At 30.6% G+C, this 19,249-nt stretch carries 17 protein-coding genes and 1 pseudogene; 16 read left to right on the top strand and 2 right to left on the bottom strand.

Annotated elements, in window-relative coordinates:
- Positions 1-340, bottom strand: a 340-nt coding sequence (locus tag BUB83_RS22455; protein ID WP_242950673.1) for a collagen-like triple helix repeat-containing protein, incomplete at its 3' end; no start/stop codon positions are given.
- 558 nt (positions 341-898) lie between these two features.
- Here BUB83_RS22455 and BUB83_RS12070 point away from each other — a divergent pair.
- From BUB83_RS12070 to BUB83_RS11995, 16 genes and pseudogenes are all read left to right on the top strand, one after another.
- Entirely contained in the window at positions 899-2,020 is a 1,122-nt protein-coding gene (locus BUB83_RS12070; protein WP_084133543.1) for an amidohydrolase, read from the top strand.
- A 230-nt stretch (positions 2,021-2,250) separates the two neighbouring features.
- On the top strand, positions 2,251-3,552 hold the full coding sequence (locus tag BUB83_RS12065) for a uracil-xanthine permease family protein (RefSeq protein WP_073338728.1): 1,302 nt from the start codon (positions 2,251-2,253) through the stop codon (positions 3,550-3,552).
- 146 nt (positions 3,553-3,698) lie between these two features.
- Entirely contained in the window at positions 3,699-4,496 is a 798-nt protein-coding gene (locus tag BUB83_RS12060; protein ID WP_073338727.1) for an FAD binding domain-containing protein, read from the top strand.
- Entirely contained in the window at positions 4,487-4,936 is a 450-nt protein-coding gene (locus BUB83_RS12055) for a (2Fe-2S)-binding protein (RefSeq protein ID WP_073338726.1), read from the top strand. The genes BUB83_RS12060 and BUB83_RS12055 overlap by 10 nt, the downstream gene beginning before the upstream one ends.
- Positions 4,937-7,225, top strand: a complete 2,289-nt coding sequence (locus BUB83_RS12050; protein ID WP_073338725.1) for a xanthine dehydrogenase family protein molybdopterin-binding subunit — start codon at positions 4,937-4,939, stop codon at positions 7,223-7,225.
- 188 nt (positions 7,226-7,413) lie between these two features.
- A complete protein-coding gene (locus BUB83_RS12045; RefSeq protein WP_073338724.1) occupies positions 7,414-8,544 on the top strand; it encodes a cobalamin B12-binding domain-containing protein in 1,131 nt (376 codons plus the stop codon).
- Positions 8,525-9,532: a GGDEF domain-containing protein gene (locus BUB83_RS12040; protein ID WP_159434085.1), complete on the top strand. Its 1,008-nt coding sequence runs from the start codon at positions 8,525-8,527 to the stop codon at positions 9,530-9,532. Before BUB83_RS12045 ends, BUB83_RS12040 begins: the two co-directional genes overlap by 20 nt.
- A 35-nt stretch (positions 9,533-9,567) precedes the next feature.
- Positions 9,568-9,870 carry a GGDEF domain-containing protein gene (locus BUB83_RS12035; protein ID WP_073338722.1) on the top strand — a complete coding sequence of 101 codons (303 nt, stop codon included), beginning with the start codon at positions 9,568-9,570 and terminating at the stop codon, positions 9,868-9,870.
- A gap of 164 nt (positions 9,871-10,034) precedes the next feature.
- The gene (locus BUB83_RS12030) at positions 10,035-10,358 is read left to right on the top strand and encodes a HesB-like protein (protein WP_073338721.1); all 324 of its coding nucleotides are present in this window, start codon (positions 10,035-10,037) and stop codon (positions 10,356-10,358) included.
- Between the two features lie 170 nt (positions 10,359-10,528).
- The gene (locus tag BUB83_RS12025; RefSeq protein ID WP_073338720.1) at positions 10,529-12,436 is read left to right on the top strand and encodes a glycosyltransferase; all 1,908 of its coding nucleotides are present in this window, start codon (positions 10,529-10,531) and stop codon (positions 12,434-12,436) included.
- A gap of 70 nt (positions 12,437-12,506) precedes the next feature.
- Positions 12,507-14,423 (top strand): sigma 54-interacting transcriptional regulator, encoded by a 1,917-nt coding sequence (locus BUB83_RS12020; protein ID WP_073338719.1) that lies wholly within the window; start codon positions 12,507-12,509, stop codon positions 14,421-14,423.
- A 247-nt stretch (positions 14,424-14,670) separates the two neighbouring features.
- On the top strand, positions 14,671-15,837 hold the full coding sequence (locus tag BUB83_RS12015; RefSeq protein ID WP_073338718.1) for an iron-containing alcohol dehydrogenase: 1,167 nt from the start codon (positions 14,671-14,673) through the stop codon (positions 15,835-15,837).
- A 142-nt stretch (positions 15,838-15,979) separates the two neighbouring features.
- A pseudogene (locus BUB83_RS12010) lies at positions 15,980-16,445 on the top strand (rubrerythrin family protein).
- Positions 16,446-16,518: 73 nt separating this feature from the next.
- The gene (locus tag BUB83_RS12005; protein ID WP_073338717.1) at positions 16,519-16,836 is read left to right on the top strand and encodes a PAS domain-containing protein; all 318 of its coding nucleotides are present in this window, start codon (positions 16,519-16,521) and stop codon (positions 16,834-16,836) included.
- A complete protein-coding gene (locus BUB83_RS12000; RefSeq protein ID WP_084133542.1) occupies positions 16,805-16,990 on the top strand; it encodes a diguanylate cyclase domain-containing protein in 186 nt (61 codons plus the stop codon). Before BUB83_RS12005 ends, BUB83_RS12000 begins: the two co-directional genes overlap by 32 nt.
- 116 nt (positions 16,991-17,106) lie before the next feature.
- The gene (locus BUB83_RS11995; protein ID WP_073338716.1) at positions 17,107-18,063 is read left to right on the top strand and encodes a ribose-phosphate diphosphokinase; all 957 of its coding nucleotides are present in this window, start codon (positions 17,107-17,109) and stop codon (positions 18,061-18,063) included.
- A 58-nt stretch (positions 18,064-18,121) separates the two neighbouring features.
- Here BUB83_RS11995 and BUB83_RS11990 read toward each other — a convergent pair whose 3' ends face one another.
- Complete coding sequence (locus BUB83_RS11990; protein WP_073338715.1) at positions 18,122-18,925, bottom strand: TIGR00266 family protein; 804 nt, start codon at positions 18,923-18,925, stop codon at positions 18,122-18,124.
- Positions 18,926-19,249: the final 324 nt, after the last annotated feature.

Raw genomic sequence — 19,249 nt, 5'->3', positions numbered from 1 at the left:
TAGGGCCAACAGCACCAGTTGCGCCAACAGGACCCATAGGACCAACAGCACCAGTTGCGCCAACAGGACCAATAGGGCCAGTAGGTCCGGTTGCGCCAACAGGGCCAGTAGGTCCGGTTGGTCCTATTTGGCAATTCTTAAATATTTCTAATAATATATACAATAAAATTACAATTATTTTTGTACAGCGGTCTAGGTCACAAAAAGAATCTAAACCTGATGTATCATCCTCAATATAATTTGGATATTCTGAATCATCCCAATGGTTATCTGAAAAATTAGAATCATCATCAATACAAAAATCTTTATGGTGAGGACGAGAATGATTTTTCTTTGACATTACGTTATCATCTCCAAGGTAATATTGTAAGAGAATAAAAATCTCTACTATGTATAATATGTTTGAAAATTGAAATGGGTAATATATAGATAGATATTATGTATGAAGTTGGAGTTGCAAGGTGGTTGTCCAGAAGGGATAGGTGGGGAAGAAGAAATAAGAAATAATGGTAGGCCTTGAGGACTATGGTGGCAGGCTAGCGGCCATGGTATGGTTTCGCCATGTGGTAGCCTTTCGGCTATTAATGAGGATTTTCTTCGAAAATCTTTGAATTAAGTAAAGTTAAAATCTTAGATAATACTAGTTTCAATTAGTATTATTGTATTTTTATCTTTTAATTAAATTAAAGCTTTCGCCAAATCGAAAGCTCTCCTCAACCGTGAACCGTGAACCAATTTGTTGCACCTCAGTCTGAAGGGCTACCTCAGGACGAAGTCCTACCACATGGCGTAAGCCATACAACACAATGAAGTTGTATACCAATGGTAGGCTAGAGGGGCTATTGTGGTATAATTGATATAGTCAAAATTCACATAAAATAGAGTTGGGGGATGAGTAATGATGGATAAAGAAAAATTAAGACTTGTAGTAGAATTAAGACATGAATTACATAAAAATGCAGAGCTATCTGGAAAAGAGGAAACAACTCAAAATATACTAAAGAATTTCATAAAAAGAAATACGTCTTTTCGAATTGTAGATAAAAAGGGTTACTTTTACGCTGTTTATAAAAATAAAGAAAACTTACCTAATATAGCTATTAGAGCAGATATGGATGCTGTTCCAATAGATGAAAATATAAAGACAGGATACTGTTCAATAAATAAAGGGGTATCTCACAAGTGTGGACATGACGGTCATTCTTCAATTCTTGTTATGCTGGCTTTACTTATTGAGGAGAATAAATTATATCATAAAAATATATATTTATTATTCCAACCTGCGGAAGAAATAGGACAAGGAGCAAAGCAAATTGTTGAAGATAATTTTTTAAAGGAAAACAATATAGATGAGATATATTCTTTTCATAATATACCTAATTACAAGAAAGGAAGTATTTTAATTAAAGAAGAAGTTTTTGCTTGTGCATCTAAAGGAATGATTATAAAACTTAAAGGCAAACCTTCTCATGCGGCTTATCCTGAATTTGGAACTAATCCTTCAATAGCAGCTGCAGACATTATTAAATTTATTAGTGAGGCTCCTAAAATAGGTAACTACAAAGGAATGGTTTTATCTACTTTAATAAATGTTTCAATAGGTGAAAAGGCCTTTGGGACCTCGGCAAGTTATGGAGAAATAATGACTACTATTCGAGCAGAAAATGAAGATGATTTAAATAAGATTGAAAATAAAATAAAAGAATTTACAAAGATAGTGTCAAAAGAAAATAAACTACAGTATAGTATATCCTTTTGCGATGAATTTCCTGAAACAAGAAACCATAAGAAGTGTGTTGATAAAATAAGACAAGTTGCAATTAATAACAATGTGGAAACAGAAAAGATTCATAGTGCCTTCAGATGGTCAGAAGATTTTGGATATTATTTAAAAGATGTTAAAGGATGTATGTTTGGAATAGGATCAGGATTAAATCATCCACAACTTCATACATTAGAATATGATTTTCCGGATGATATAATTTATTCTTCAGCTAAGTTTTTATATTTAATCCTATAGAGTTTAACTTTATATGTTTAGCTTTATATGTTTAGCTTTATATGTTTAGAATAGTAAAAGCTATGTCAAAAAAGAATAAATACGTACAAAGACGAATTTAAATCTATACAATGTACGGCATGTAACGAATCATAAACAAAACTTTACTTAAATGGTTCACAAGTTAATAAATTTATGTTATACTTCCTGAGGGGAATACATATGAAAAAAATAATATTTTGGAGGGACTTATGAGTAAAAAAGTAAGCGTTTATGATTTGGATGGAACACCACCATTAGGAGAAGCAATACCACTGGGAATGCAACATGTACTTGCAATGTTTGCAGGAAACGTGGCTCCTATAATTGTTGTAGCTGGGGCTATTAAACTTCCTGTAGAAGATAAGATTTTATTAATTCAATTTGCTATGTTTATTGCAGGAATTGTTACATTGATTCAACTTTATCCTATCGGTAGAGTGGGAGCAAAATTACCAATTGTTATGGGTACAAGCTCTGGATTTATTCCAACTTGTATATCAATAGGAGCTAAGTATGGTTTAGCGGGAATTTTAGGAGCTGCATTTATAGGCGGATTTGTAGAAATTATTTTTGGCTGGTTTTTAAAACCAATAAGAAAGTTTTTCCCACCAGTAGTAACTGGAACAGTAGTTTTAGCTATAGGACTTTCACTTTTACCAATTGGGGTAAAATATTTTGGTGGAGGAGTAGGAGCAGAAGATTTTGGCTCTTTATCAAACCTTTTACTTGGGACAATCGTTTTAGTTGTAATTCTTTTCTTTAAACAATTTACTAAAGGTTTCACAAGTTTATCATCTATTTTAATCGGAATTATTGTAGGATATATAGTAGCAATATTTATGGGAAAAGTTAATTTTGCAGCAATAGGTAATGCAGGATGGTTTAGTTTACCTACACCTTTGAAATTTGGTATGACTTTCCACTGGGATGCTATAGTAGCTATGAGTATAATGTTTTTAGTTACTACTGTTGAAACAGTAGGAGATATTTCAGCTATAACAATGGGTGGACTTAAAAGAGAAGCAACTGATAAGGAATTATCAGGTGGAGTAATAGCAGATGGATTTGGAAGTTCTCTTGCAGCCTTATTTGGAGTTTTTCCTAATACATCATTTAGTCAAAATGTTGGAATCGTAGCTTTGACAGGTGTTATGAATAGATTTGCAGTAGCAACAGGAGCTATTTTCTTGATTATCGCTGGATTATTTCCAAAGGTAGGAGCTTTGATTGCTATAATGCCAGCTAGTGTAATTGGAGGAGCAGCAATAATAATGTTTTCTATGATAGCTATTAGTGGTATTAATTTAATAACTAAAGAGCCTCTTGATGGTAGAAATGGTCTTATTGTAGCAGTTTCATTAGGTCTTGGATTAGGATTTGGCTTAGTTCCTGAAATCCTAGCTTATATGCCAGAGTGGATAAAACTTTTATTTGGGGAATCAGGTATAGTAATGAGTGCTTTAGTTGCATTAGTACTTAATGTGATTTTTCCAAAAGAAAATATAGCTTAGGTTATAAAGGTACACAGAAAAAGTACATGTATAATATTGAAATAGAAATATATACCAGTAAAATGATTTCATTAAACTGGTATTATTTTCGCGTAACAGAACAGATTTATGGTAAAACAAAAGATATATTTCAAGGGGGAATTTAATTGTTTACAATTCAACAATATGCTCAGCCAGTAGATTTGAAGGAAGCATACGAAATTTTAATGGAGAAAAAGAATAATACCGTTTTAGGTGGATGTGCATGGCTTAGAATGGGTAATAAAAGAATAGGTACAGCAATTGATTTAACATCAATAAATCTTGATTTTATAACAGAAGATAATGATTATATAGAAATAGGAGCAATGACATCTTTAAGAGAAGTTGAAATAAATTCTATTTTAAAGGAATATTCTAATGGAATAATATGTAGTGCAGTAAGTAATATTATTGGTGTTCAGTTCAGAAATGTTGTAACGGTAGGTGGGTCAGTTTTTTCAAGATTTGGATTTTCGGATTTTATTACTCCGTTGTTAGCTATTGATACCCAGGTGGAACTTTTTAAAGGTGGAAGAATGCTATTAAAAGATTTCTTGAAGAAACCATATGAAAAAGATATACTTGTTAAATTGATAATAAAGAAAGAAAATATAAATGCTTCATATAAAATGATTAGAAATTCAGCAGCAGACTTTCCTTTATTAAATGTGGCTGTTGCTAAAAAAGATAAAACATGTACTATTGTTGTAGGAGCTAGGCCTGCTAGAGCTGAAATTGCAGAAAAAGCATCTAAGTTTCTTTCGGAAAATACTTTTTCGGAAGAAAATATAGAAAAAGCAGCTGACATGGCAGTGCAAGAGTTAACTTTTGAAGGAAATAAAAGAGCTTCAAAAGAATATAGAGAAGAAGTTTCAAAAGTGTTAGTTAAAAGAGCTATCAAGGAGGCAATGTTATGCAAATAAAAGTTAATATTAATGAAAATTTAATGATAATGGAAGTAGAAAAGGATGAAATGCTTATTGATGCTCTTAGAAGATATGGTTTTTTTAGTGTTAAAAGAGGCTGTGATACAACAAATTGTGGATTATGTACTGTTTGGCTTGAAGAAAAACCAGTACTTTCTTGTTCTGTTTTAGCAGTTAAAGCGAATGAAAAAAAAGTAACAACACTAGAGGGCATACAAAAGGAAGCAAAAGAATTTGGTGAGTTCCTTGTAAGAGAGGGAGCAGAACAATGTGGCTTTTGCAGTCCTGGATTTATAATGACAGTGATAGCTATGAAAAAAGAGCTAGTAAATCCTTCAGAAGAAGATATAAAACATTATTTGTCAGGTAATTTATGTAGATGTACAGGTTATATGGGACAGTTAAGAGCAATTAAAAAGTTTATGGAGGAAAATTAAATGAAGGTAGTAAGTAAAGGTATAAATAAAATAGATGGTATGACCTTGGTTACAGGAAAACCTGTTTACACAGATGATATTGTTCCTCAAAATGCTTTGATTGTTAAGATTCTTAGAAGTCCTTATGCTTTTGCAAAAATACAAGCTATAGATGTATCAAAAGCAGAAAATTTGCCGGGAGTAGAATGTGTATTAACATATAAAGATGTACCAAAAAAAAGATTTACACTGGCTGGTCAATCCTACCCAGAACCTTCTCCTTATGATAGATTAATTCTAGATGAATATGTAAGATATGTAGGGGATGAAGTTGCAATTATAGCAGCTGTTGATGAAAAGACAGCAATGAAAGCTATAAAGCTTATTAAAGTAGAATATCAGGTTTTTGAACCTGTTTTAGATATGGAAGAAGCTATAGACCATAAATCCGTTATACATTTTGAAGAGGATTATCACTTGAATTTTGACATTAAATCACAGGTTAAGAGAAATATTGTTTGTTCTGATAGTTATGAACATGGAGATTTAGAAAAGGAATTTAAAAATTCTGATGTGATTGTAGAAGAAACTTATTATACTCAAGCTCAGGCACAAGCTATGATGGAATCTTTTAGAGCTTATACTTATCTTGATCAAACAGGAAGATTAACTTGCGTAAGTTCCACTCAAATACCTTTTCATGTAAGAAGAATTGTGGCAACAGCACTAGATATACCAAGATCAAGGGTTAGGGTTATTAAGCCAAGAATCGGTGGAGGTTTTGGTGCAAAACAAACTGCTGCGGTGGAGATATTTGTGGGGATAGTAACTTTAAAAACAGGTAAACCTGCAACGATAGTTTATGATAGAAAAGAAACTTTTACAACTACTACAAGTAGACATGCTATGAAAATTAAAGTTAAAATGGGTGCAGATAAAGATGGAAACATAAAGGCAATAGAAATAAACGCTCTTTCTGATACCGGGGCTTATGGAGAACATGCTCCTACAACTATAGGACTTGTAGCACATAAAACTTTTCCTTTATACAATAAAACAAAAGCGGTTAAATTTACAGCAGATGTAGTATATACAAATAAAATGTCTGCAGGAGCTTTTAGAGGGTATGGAGCAACTCAAGGAGCTTTTGCGGTAGAGTCAACTGTTAATCAATTAGCTGCAAAACTTAATATGGATCCAGTTGCAATGAGAGAAATTAATTTAGTAAAAGAAGGGGAAACTATGCCAGCTTACTACGGTGAATATTTGGCAAGCTCTACTTTGGATAAATGTGTGGCAAAAGGAAAGAAACTTATTGGATGGGAAGAAAAATATCCTAGAAAAATAGTAAGCGACTCCAAGGTGAGAGGGGTGGGAATGGCTGTAACTATGCAAGGATCAGGTATTGCAGGGATAGACACAGCTTCAGCTGAAATTAAATTAAACGATGACGGCTTTTATACTCTTCTTGTAGGATCAACTGATATGGGTACTGGTAGTGATACCATACTAACTCAAATGGCAGCAGAAATTTTAGATACAACTATGGATAAAATAATCATTTATTCAGCAGATACAGATATTTCACCTTATGATCCTGGTTCTTATGCATCAAGTACAACCTATGTGACAGGAATGGCGGTGGTAAAAGCTGCAGAAGATTTGAGAAAACAAATCTTATTTGAAGGTGCAAAAATGCTAGGAAAAACTATCGATAGTATTGAGTTTGATGGAGAATATATAAAAACCTTGGAGGGGGAAGCTATATTATCTTTAGATAAGTTGGCTCAAACTCTAGCTCTTGGAGTAGGAAAAAATCAATTGATTGGTACAGCAACTCATGGAAGTCCGGTTTCACCGCCGCCTTTTATAGCAGGTTTTGTAGAAGTTGAAGTAGATACGGAAACAGGAAAAATAGAGCTTATTGATTATGTGGCTGTGGTGGATTGTGGAACGGTTATTAATCCCAGTCTTGCAAGGATTCAAGTAGAGGGCGGAATCGCACAAGGAATAGGACTTGCTATGTTTGAAGAAGTAAGATATTCAGAAAAAGGTAAAATGGATACGGATTCTTTTATGCAATATAAAATACCTGGCAGAAATGATGTAGGAAATATAAGAGTTGATTTTGAAAGTAGTTATGAACCTACAGGTCCTTTTGGAGCAAAATCTATTGGGGAAGTTGTTATAAATACTCCAGCACCGGCAATTGCTAGTGCAGTTTATAATGCTGTGGGAGTGAATATAAGAAGTTTACCAATTAATCCGGAGAAGGTTCTTCTTGCAATGATTAAGAAGAAAAAAAGCTAGAAAAATATTTTATGTATAAAACTATATAGGATAGATAAAGAGGAGGTAAAATTAATACTTACTATCCTCTTTTATTTTTTTGAGGCAAACAACTAAGAAACTATTTAATACATATTTTAATATTATTCAAAATATGTTAAAATTAAATTAAATTTATTGATAAAAAATTATGATTCGAGGTGAATTTTATGGATAATCAATGGGGAAAGATTTACGGAAAAACTGTTTCTTATAGTTCGGCTACGAATTATAAGGAAAATTTAGATGTTATGACCAAAAAAGTTAATGATATAATGGAAGAAAAGCTTTTAAAAGAAAATTTAATAGGGGATAATCCTTTGACAGTTATGTTCAATAATCATGAAAATCATGGTAAATTTATGACAAATGTATTTTTGCTAAATGATTATGAGCTATTAGAAAAATCTTTAAATTGGGTTTTTTCAAGCTATATAGCTAGAGGATTTTCCGAAAATTATTTCAAGGAAGTTTTATCTACTTGGATTCAGGTGATAAATTTAACTTTAGATATTTTTGCAGCTAGAGAAATAACTGAAGTTTATTATTGGATGGAAAATTTTTACGATGAATTTGATGTAAACCCAATAGAAGAAAAAAAATTATCCATAAAAGAAAGTCCTTTTGAAGTAGTTTTAAAAGATAAAAAGAATATGTTATTTTCATATTTGATTGAAGGGGATTACAAATCTTCCTTAGAATTAGTAAAAGAAATTATTCATGACAAAGAATCTTTAAGTAATATATATACAAAAATCATAAAAGAAGCAATGTATGATGTAGGTAAGGCTTGGGAAATGGGGGAAATATCTATTTCACAAGAGCATTTGGCTACGTCGGTTATTTCAAGGATAATGGCTAATATATATATGGACTACTTTATTTTAACTGAAATAACTAAGGGAAAAATCATTGTTACAACTGCAACAAATGAATATCATGAGTTAGGTATAAGAATTGTGGCAGATTTATTAGAACTAGATGGATGGGATGTTATATATTTAGGTTCAAATATTCCCAAAGAAGATTTGGTGAAAACAATTTTAAAAGAAAGACCAAGTTTTCTAGTTATTTCAGTGACCATGGCATTTAATATTAGTAAAGCCAAGGAAATTATTGATGAAATTAAAGGCAATGATGATTTAAGAAAATTGAAAATATTAGCAGGAGGACAAGCATTCAATTATTTTGACAATAAGTCTAAAATAGGCGCAGATAAAATATCTTTAAGCGTTTCAGAAACGCTTGATACTGCTAGAGAGTGGTGGAAGGAGGCAAATGGTGAAGGAGAAGAATTATGATTTTAATGAAATATATGAGTTTATATTTCAATATTCTAGTATTTCAATTATTGAATTAGATAAAGATAGGAATATAGTATGTGTAAATAAAGCTTTCACGAAATTAGCTAATAGCCAAGAAAATTATATAAATAAACCTTTTACACAATACTTTGAAATCGAGTCAAAAGTGGAATTAAATGATTTCTCTTACAGGGGAGAAAACAAAAAAAATGATGTAGAAAGTATTTACATGATAAGTGTAAAATATAATAAAGGCAATGGTCGTGTCAGTAAAATAAAGGGTAAGGTTATTAAATTTAAAGATAAATCAATTGTATTTCTGGAAGATTTGTTTATTTCAGAGGAAGAAATTATTAGCAAAATGTCGGAAATGAACATTGAAATGATGGGACTTACTCGAGAATTGGCTAAAAAAAATATTGAGTTAAAAAAAGCAAATAATGAAATATCTAAATTAGTGAATACAGATTATTTAACAGGCTTGAGTAATCGACGTGAATTTTATAAAAGGTTAGAAGAAAACATATCTTTAATTGAAAGAACTGAATGTGGCAATATTGGTTTGATTATGGCAGATATAGATTTTTTTAAAAAAGTTAATGATAGTTATGGACATGATATAGGTGATCAGGTGTTAATTGCTTTTTCTAATATGCTTAAAAGTAATATAAGAAAAGAAGATTTAGTAGCAAGAATTGGTGGTGAGGAGTTCTGTATATTAGTTGCTAGTTTGGAAATTTCAAAGGTAGCTGTTCTTGCAGAAAAATTAAGAAAAAAATGTGAAGAAATGTGGGTTGAAATAGATAAGTTAAAAGAGTCTATTAATATTACAGCAAGTTTTGGTGTAACAGTGTACAAAAATGATGATATGAAGGAAAATAAGGATAAATTTTTAAAGAGAGCTGATTTAGCTTTATATAAAGCTAAAAATTCAGGAAGAAATAAAGTAGTTGTTTTTGAAGAATATGAAATAGATATGAATTGAAGTTAAAAAACAAGGTGAAAGGGGTTGCGCTAAGCATGAAGGATTTTAATAATTATAGTAATAATGGTGGAATGGCTGGAAGATGGAGTGGCGAAGAATTTATTGTTATATTCCCCTTGGTGGAAGATGATAAGAATTTATATGAGTTGGCAGAGAGAACTAGGATGCTTATTGAAAATTCTTCTTTGAGAAAGGGAAAAGAAAATTTAAATGTGACTTGTTCATTGGGGGTCACTGAAGTTAGAAAAAGTGATACCATAGAAACTTTGATAAAAAGGGCAGATGAATTGATGTATATAAGCAAGGCTACAGGTAGAAATAAAGTTACTTTAGGGTAAAAACTTCCTATAGGTATCCCTGTTCAACTATTAATTTATACGTGTGTTATTAGGATTTTTTTTTCTTGTAGGACAAATCATAAGTAATTATTGATAAAAAGATAAAAATAAGCTATAATAATTAACATAATGATAATTAAATGTTGATATAAGGGGGAGAAATTATGGAATATATAAAAATTAGTGATGAAGCTTATGAAGAATTTAAAGGTTTTTTAGAATATAGTGATATTAAAAATTTTAACATTAGAATAAGCTATCTTGGAAAAAAATGCAGTGGGTGTATTTTTAATATAGCTGAAGGTAAAATTGAAAAAAAGGACATAGTGGTAACTATTAAGGATATTACTTTTATAATAAATCCTAATTTAATTAAAGAGTATGAAGGATTTATTATATTGTCTGATAATGAAAACAATAAACAGGGGCTTATTTTAAAACCAATCAATGAACCGGAAAGTCTTTGCAATGTTTGTCCAGGGTGTTAATTTGAAGAGAAAGTTAAAAATAAATAATAAATAGATTAAATTCAAAGGATAGCAAATTCAATATTTATAAGCCTTTGAATTTTTTTTTGGTAATAAACTTAGTTCAAAAGAATAGCAAAATATGATATGATAATGAGAATATAGTAAAATAAAAACTTCAGGAGGAAATCATGGGAATTTTAAGTGAAGTATTAAATTTAGACATATATAGTATAATTTCAATTTCGGCAATTATATGGATATTTATTTTATATTACTTAAGTAAAAAAAGTAAAAATTTCAAGCGGATTTTTATTGTAAGTGTTATGCTATTTAATATTGGTTATTTGATTTGGAGGACTTTGTACACAATACCTTTTAGCTATGGAATTGTTAGCTTTATACTAGGAATAATTTTGCTAACAACAGAATGGATGGGCTTTTTTAGAAGGATTTTATTGAATCTTATTAATGGAAATAGTATTTCTTCAAACAAAAAAGATAGTACAAAAAAAGATTCTAAATTTATTTCTTCGGTAGATATTTTGATTTTAGCTGGAGATGAATCTATTAGAGTTTTGAAAAAAACAATAGCAGCTTGTTTAAGCATTGATTATGATAAAGACCTTATGAATATTTACCTGTGCTATAATACTAATGTTGAAGAAAGAAAAGCATTATGTAAGGAATTGAGCATACATGAATTAAGAAGATTTAATGATAAATATGGAAAAGCAGGAACAATAAATCATGCTTTGATTAATTCCAAAGGGGAATTTATATTATTGTTAGATGGCAATATGGTTCCTAAAGCATCTATACTGGAAAATACTTTACACTATTTTAACGATAATAAGATTGGTTTTGTACAAATAAGTAAATCTTTTTATAATGAAAATCCTTTTCAATATAATCTAAATATATTAAGTAAAATACCCAATGAAGAAGATTATTTTTTTAAAAATTTACAAAAACATCGAGAGTTACATAGTGGAGTTATTCATGAAGGAAGTAATTCAATATTCTCGAGAAATGCTTTGAAAACTATTAAAAATATACCTAATGAAAGCATGGGAGAAACAGTAGAAGTAACTATGAATCTACAATCTAATGGATTTAAATCTATATATACGGATGAAAATTTAGTAAGTGGATTAAAACCTGAAAGATTTATTGATATGGTAAAAGCAAGAAAACAAGAGTATGAGGTAAGAATAAATAATTATAGAAGAATTGGTTTTTCTAAAAAAAGCAAATTGTCTTTTATGCAAAAAATTATTTACTTGGAGGATTATACTAGTTTATTTTCTGGTATTGCTAAATTGATTTATATTATAGCTCCAACTATATATGCTATATTTGGATTATGGATAATAGAAACAGAACCATTGAAATTTTTGAAGTTTTGGATACCTAATTTTATTGCTTATGCTTTGTGGGTTAAATTAGCAAGCGGCAATAAAAAAACTAAATTTTGGTGGAATCATGTTTATAATGTAGCTTTTTCTCCATTTTTAGCTTTATCAGCTTTAAAAGCTTTTTTCATTAAAAAGAAATATGTAGTGGATAAAGAAAAAAAAGTTTTTCCTAAAACACAAATTGAGTTTTCTTGGGAAGTAGCTATACCACATATAGTATTGCTTATAATAAACATAACTGCTTGGATATTATTTGAAGTTATGTATAGCAATAATAGTTCTATTGTTAAATCATATATGATCATAAATTTAATTTGGTCAATTTATAATGCTATTGCGATTTTTATAACTATACTTGTTTGTTTTGAAAAACCAAGATTTAGAAATGAAGAAAGAGTTATTACAAAAGAACAGGTTATATTGAGGCTCAGGTATAATGAATCACATGTGTGTGAGATTCAGGATATTTCTGATGGAGGATGTAAAATACTTTGTAGAAAGTTTCAAGGATATGATGATAAATCCAAGTGGCAGAATGTTAGGTTATTTTCTGAAAAATTAGGTAATTTAGAAGTTGAAATTGTTTGGGTTAAAGAAGTAGAGGGTAAATTACAATATGGCTTAAGATTTTTAAATATTGATAATGAAATGCTTATTCAATTAATGAAATATTTAGCTTAATAGAATATTGATATAATGAAAAGCACTCCATTAAGAAAGAGTGCTTTTAGATTATGGAGGAATGGCATAAATGAAAGAAGAGAGCTTATATAAAAACATAATTGAACGTTCTCACAAAAGAAGTGAGGAATATGGAGTTGAAAAAGATAGAATTATATCTAAAAAAATAATTAAAGGAATAGAAATACAAGAAAATATAGAAAAAAATAAACTTTTAATTAATGCTGCTATTGAGGATATGAACACTCTATACTCTTTTTTAAAGGATACGGGATTTGTTATTATATTAACTGATAAAGATGGATGTATTTTAAGTGTAATTGGGGATAAAGATATATTAAATGAAGGTCAAAATATGGATATGATTGTAGGTGCTTATATGAACGAAGAAAGCATAGGTTCTAATGCTATGGGAACAGCTATAAAAGAAAATATTCCTGTTCAAATAACTGCAAAAGAACATTTTATTACAGCATATCATAAATGGACATGTTCTGCTGCTCCTATTCATAATGAAAAAGGCAAGATTATAGGTACTTTAAACTTAACAGGGGAAAGTAAAAATGTACATCCACATTCTTTGGGGCTTGTGGTAGCTGCAGTGAAGTCCATAGAAAACAAATTAAGAATAAACTCAACTGAAATAAAAATGATTGAAGCTTATGAGTATATAAATGCAGTGATTGACTCGGTGAAAGATGGAATTTATGTTGTTGGAAGAGATGGAAGGGTTAAAACAATTAATAAAGCTGCTTTAGCATTGTTTGGGGTTAGAGAAGATTTTATTTTGAATAAAAGAGTGGATGATATTTTACCAAACTGGGAAGTTATAATGAAAACTTTGGAAAAGGGAAATGTTTATGAAGATGAGGAAGCCAATTTAAAAGGGAATATAAAAGGCACATTTCATTTGTCTGTTACCCCTATTTTTGACGGAAAAGTAATGATTGGTATTGTGGTCACATTTAAAGAGCTAGAGAATATTTTAACTTTAGTAAAACATTATTCAGGGTATAGTGCTAGATACACTTTTGATGATATTGTGGGAGAAAGTAAAGCTATTAAAGAAGTTATAGAATTTTCTAAAGCTATTTCAAAAAGTCCTTCAACGGTTTTAATTAATGGGGAAAGTGGAACAGGGAAAGAATTAATGGCTCAATCTATTCATAATGAAAGTGATAGAGCTCATAATAGTTTTATAGCAGTAAATTGCGGGGCAATTCCTAATAATTTAATTGAAAGTGAATTATTTGGTTATGCAGAGGGAGCTTTCACAGGGGCTAAAAAAAGTGGATGCCCAGGAAAGTTTGAATTAGCTAATAAAGGTACTTTATTTTTGGATGAAATTGGTGAAATGCCTTTGCATATGCAGGTGAAACTTCTTCGAGTTCTTCAAGAAAATGTGGTTACAAGAGTGGGGGCAAGTGAAGCTATAGATATAGATGTAAGAATTATTGCTGCTACAAACAAAAATTTAAAAGAAGAAGTTAAAAAAGGATCCTTTAGAGAAGATTTGTTTTATAGATTAAATGTAATCCCTATTATTGTACCCTCTTTACGTGAGAGAAAAGAAGATATTCCTATTTTGTTAAGATATTATTTGAGAAATAAAGCTATAAAACTAAATAAACATATTCCAAAAGTCAGTGAGAGTTTAAAAAAATCTATGATTGACTATGATTGGCCAGGAAACATAAGGGAACTAGAAAATTTTATTGAAAATGTAGTTAACTTTCAGGGAAAAACTTCCTACAAACTTGATAAAGAAAATAGAAATGAAAATGAAGAAATTGTAGATTCTCACATTGTTTGTGAAAAAAATAACAATAAATCTTTAGATTTTGTATCCTTGGAAGTGTTAGAAACAGAATATATAAAAAAATGCTTGATAGAATACAAGGGAAATATTTCTAAAGTTTCGAAAAAGTTAGAAATTAGTAGAAATACCTTATATACAAAGATTAAAAAATATAATATTGATATTTAAATATCAATATTATATTTTTTATTAAAGAAAAAGTGTTGAATATAAGGACAGTGTCATGAAATTGAACATATATAATGAAAGAAAATGTTCAATTTCATGACACTTTTTTATTTGAAATAATAACTAAATCTTTGAAGCTACAAAAATAGGGCTTTTGGTGATTGTGAAAAGTTTGGCATGGTTATTGCTATAGTATTTAGCGTAAAAACAAACACAAATACTTTCTAAAATTTAAGGAGGATAAAATATGTCAAGATTTACTTTGCCTAGAGATATTTATTTTGGAGCTGGATCAGTTGAAACATTAAAAGATTTAAAAGGAAAGAAAGCGATAATTGTTGTCGGTGGTGGTTCAATGAAGCGTTTTGGATTCCTTGATAAAATAGAAGGATATTTGCATCAAGCAGGAATGGAAACTTTACTTTTTGAAGGGGTTGAACCAGACCCATCAGTGGAAACAGTTATGAAGGGTGCGGAAGCTATGAAAGAATTTGAGCCTGATTGGATTATTGGAGTAGGCGGAGGCTCACCAATAGATGCAGCTAAAGCTATGTGGATTTTTTATGAGTATCCAGAATTTACATTTGAACAAGCAGTTGTTCCTTTTGGATTACCAGAATTAAGACAAAAAGCAAAATTCTTAGCTATACCTTCAACTAGTGGAACAGCTACAGAAGTTACTGCTTTTTCAGTAATTACAGATTATAATGCTAGAATCAAATATCCTTTAGCTGATTTTAACATAACTCCAGATATTGCAATTGTAGACCCGGATTTAGCTCAAACAATGCCGCCTACATTAGTAGCACATACTGGAATGGATGCACTTACTCATGCAATAGAAGCTTATGTTGCTACAGCAAGTTCTGTTTTTTCAGATCCATTAGCTCTTAAAGCTATAGTGATGGTAAAAGAAAATATAATAAATTCATACAAAGGTGATGAAGCAGCAAGAGTTGAAATGCATTATGCTCAATGTTTAGCTGGAATGGCATTTTCAAATGCGTTACTTGGAATTACTCATTCAATGGCTCATAAAACAGGAGCGGTATTCCATGTGCCTCATGGTTGTGCTAATGCTATTTATTTACCTTATGTAATTCAATATAATAGAAAAGAATCTTTAGATAAATATGCAGAAATTGCTAAAGCACTTGAGTTAAAAGGAAATTCAAAAGATGAATTAGTAGATGCTTTAATAGAAATGATAAAAGAATTAAATGGTGAACTTGAAATACCATTGACATTGAAAGATTATGGAATAAGTGAAGAAGATTTCAGCGAAAATCTTAAATTTATTGCAGCAAATGCAGTCTTAGATGCTTGTACAGGATCAAATCCTAGAAGTATTGACGATGAAAATATGGAAAATCTTTTCAAATCAATTTATTATGGTGAAAAAGTGAATTATTAAAAAGCTAACCCAATTAAACACATTAATATAAACCTTGATAAAAACCCTCTTAGAAGGGTTTTTGTCATATAAAGAAAAATAATTGTTGTTTTATATATAAGATGGTATAATTAAAGTAAATTTCTAAAAATAGGGGGATTTTATGGGGAAATTAGAAGGAACAAAAACTGCGGAAAATTTAATGAAAGCATTTGCGGGTGAGTGTCAAGCTAGGACAAAATATACTTACTATGCATCAAAAGCTAAAAAAGAAGGCTATGTGCAAATAGCTAATATTTTTATGGAAACAGCCTAAAATGAAAAAGAGCATGCAAAAAAATTTTTAAAATTTTTAAATGAAGACCTAAATAATAGGGGAGTAGAAATTAATGCTACCTATTCTGCAGGTTTAGGAAGTACTTTAGAAAATTTAGAATATGCTGCTAATGGGGAAAATGAAGAGTGGACAGAACTTTACCCTGCTTTTGCAGAAATTGCAAAAGAAGAAGGTTTCAAAGAAATAGCAGAGGTATTTAAAAGATATATATGAAGGAAAAGAAGCAGTTAAGATTTGTCCAGCGTGTGCACATCCTCAAAGTTATTTTGAAATTTTTGTAGAAAACTATTAGTAATAAAATGACAATCCGGTGTAAAAATATACCGGATTTGTTTTATTTTAAATAAGGTGGAAGGAGGAATTTCTTGGATAAATTTTTATTTAATATGATTACTGATTCGATTTTTTTAAGTGAAGTTAAGGAGGATGGTACTCCTATAAGATTTTGTGAAGTCAATGACAGTGCTTGTGAAAGATTAGGGTATAGCAGGGAAGAATTACTACAAATGTCTTTTAAAGATTTAAATGAAGAAGATGTAATTCAAAGGTACCCAGAAATATTGGGAAAACTTATCAATGAAGGTAAAGCACAATTTTATATTACTCATGTAAGTAAAAAAGGTAAAAGAATACCTATGGAGATAAGTAGCCATACTTTTATACGAAATAATAGAGAGAATTAAAAGTGTTTTAAAGGAATTTTTATTAATTAATGAAAAAGAAATGTATATTTCTGCTAGTATGGGTATGGCTATTTATCCGGAAGATGGATGTGATATTGATGAATTGATGAATAAAGCTGATTTATATATGTATAAAGAAAAAAAATCTAGATAAATGCTATATTTATTTTGTATATTACTTAATTATTTGTTATACTTTTTAATTGAGAGAGTGTATTTAATAATTTTTTAAAAAGTCAGGATTAGTACACATGACTTAGGAGGGTGAATATGTATTATCACGGTAAGGAATTAAAAATATTTTCAGGTAATTCAAACAAACCTTTAGCGGATGAAGTTGCCGAAATTTTAGGCACTAAAGTTGGAGACACTAAAGTAACTAAATTTAGTGATGGGGAAATCTCCGTTAATACTGAAGAAACAGTTAGAGGGTATGATACCTTTGTTATTCAAGCAACAAATAATCCAGTTAATGATAACTTGATGGAGTTACTTATAATGATAGATGCATATAAAAGAGCATCTGTTGGAAGAGTTACTGCGGTTATACCTTATTATGGATATGCTAGACAGGATAGGAAATTGAAATCAAGAGATCCTATTAGTGCTAAATTAGTAGCTAATTTAATAACAAAATCAGGAGCAGACAGAGTTTTAACAGTTGATTTACATGCATCTCAAGTTCAAGGATATTTTAATATTCCTGTGGACAATTTGCGTGGAGAACCTATTATAGGTAAATATTTTGTAGATAAAGGATTCAAAGATCGTGATGATGTAGTGCTTGTGGCACCGGATGCGGCTTCAGTACCTAGAGTTAGAAAGCTAGCTACTAGATTGGATGCGCCTATTGCAATTATAGATAGAAAAAAAGATAAATTAACAGGTGAAGAAATAGTAACTATAATCGGAGAAGTTAAAGGCAAATGTGCTTTATTAATGGACGATATTATAGATACAGGAACAAGAATGGCTAGAGGGTCAGAAATTTTAATTGTAAAAGGTGCTAAAGAAGTATATGGAGCATGTAGTCACCCAGTTTTATCAGGTGATGCTGTAGAGAAGATTAAGAATTCTGAAATAAAAGAAGTCGTAATGCTAAATACAATTAATTTACCGGAAGAAAAAAGATTAGAAAAATTCACTATATTATCTATAGCTCCTTTAATGGCGGAAGCAGTAAGAAGAATATATGAAAATGATCCAGTAAGTAAGTTATTTGAATAAAAATAAAAAAGAACTTATCACATTTGTGATAGGTTCTTTTTGTTATATGTTTTTGTTTTTAATTTCCGTCAAATAAGTTTCCTAGTCCACCCAACATATCCAGTGCAGAACCTTCCCCTTTTCTTGAACCACCGGTTTGAGGTGCAGCTGCAAATACTCTACTAGCAAGTCTTGAGAATGGTAGAGATTGAATCCAAACAGAACCTGGGCCAGTTACTGCAGCATAGAATAACCCTTCTCCTCCAAATACAGCAGATTTTATATTTCCTACATACTGAATATCATAATTTATAGTTTTTGTCATAGCAACAAGGCATCCAGTATCAACTTTTAAAGTTTCGCCAGGTAAAAGATCCTTTTTTATTATAGTTCCTCCGGCATGAACGAAAGTAATGCCGTCACCTTCTAATTTTTGAAGAATAAAACCTTCCCCTCCAAAAAAACCAGTGCCTAGTTTTCTTTGAAGTTCTATGCCTATAGAAACACCTTTTGCAGCACATAAAAATGCATCTTTTTGGCAAATGATTTTCCCGCCAAATTCAGATAAATCTAGAGGTATAATTTTACCAGGATAAGGAGATGCAAAAGAAACTTGCTGCTTTCCGTGGCCGTTATTAGTGAATAAAGTCATAAATAAACTTTCACCTGTAATGACTCTTTTCCCTGCACTGAATAATTTATCCATAAAACCACCACCGGAATTTTTAGAACCGTCTCCAAAGATGGTTTCCATGCCAATGTATTGAGACATCATCATCATACCGCCAGCTTCAGCTACCACACTTTCCTTAGGATCTAATTCAATTTCTACAAATTGCATATCGTCCCCATAAATAGTATAATCAATTTCATGTGAATTCATTGTATTGCCTTCCTCTCTATACTTTAATTTTCTCTTGATATCTCTCCCATTCTTACAATATCATCATGACTAAAAAGAACTCCTTGGATATACATTGAAGCAATTCAAATATATGGACATATATTGACCACCTAAATAAAGCTATCCACGTTTTGTTAAAATATGGTTACTATAGGTGTCCGCAATAACTCTGGTAACTTACCCTTCCATGTCTCACAGGATCTGTGTCCTAAATTCCTTCGTTCAGTCTATCCAAGAGGCGGATGTCAGCATATGCTCCTCGACCGGGTCTCTATGCCCTTATGGAAAATTTTCAAACCTGAC

Source organism: Clostridium grantii DSM 8605 (assembly GCF_900129965.1).
Classification (GTDB): domain Bacteria; phylum Bacillota; class Clostridia; order Clostridiales; family Clostridiaceae; genus Clostridium_AF; species Clostridium_AF grantii.
The sequence above is the reverse complement of the archived record's forward strand: the minus strand, read 5'-3'. Positions and strand labels throughout refer to the sequence as shown.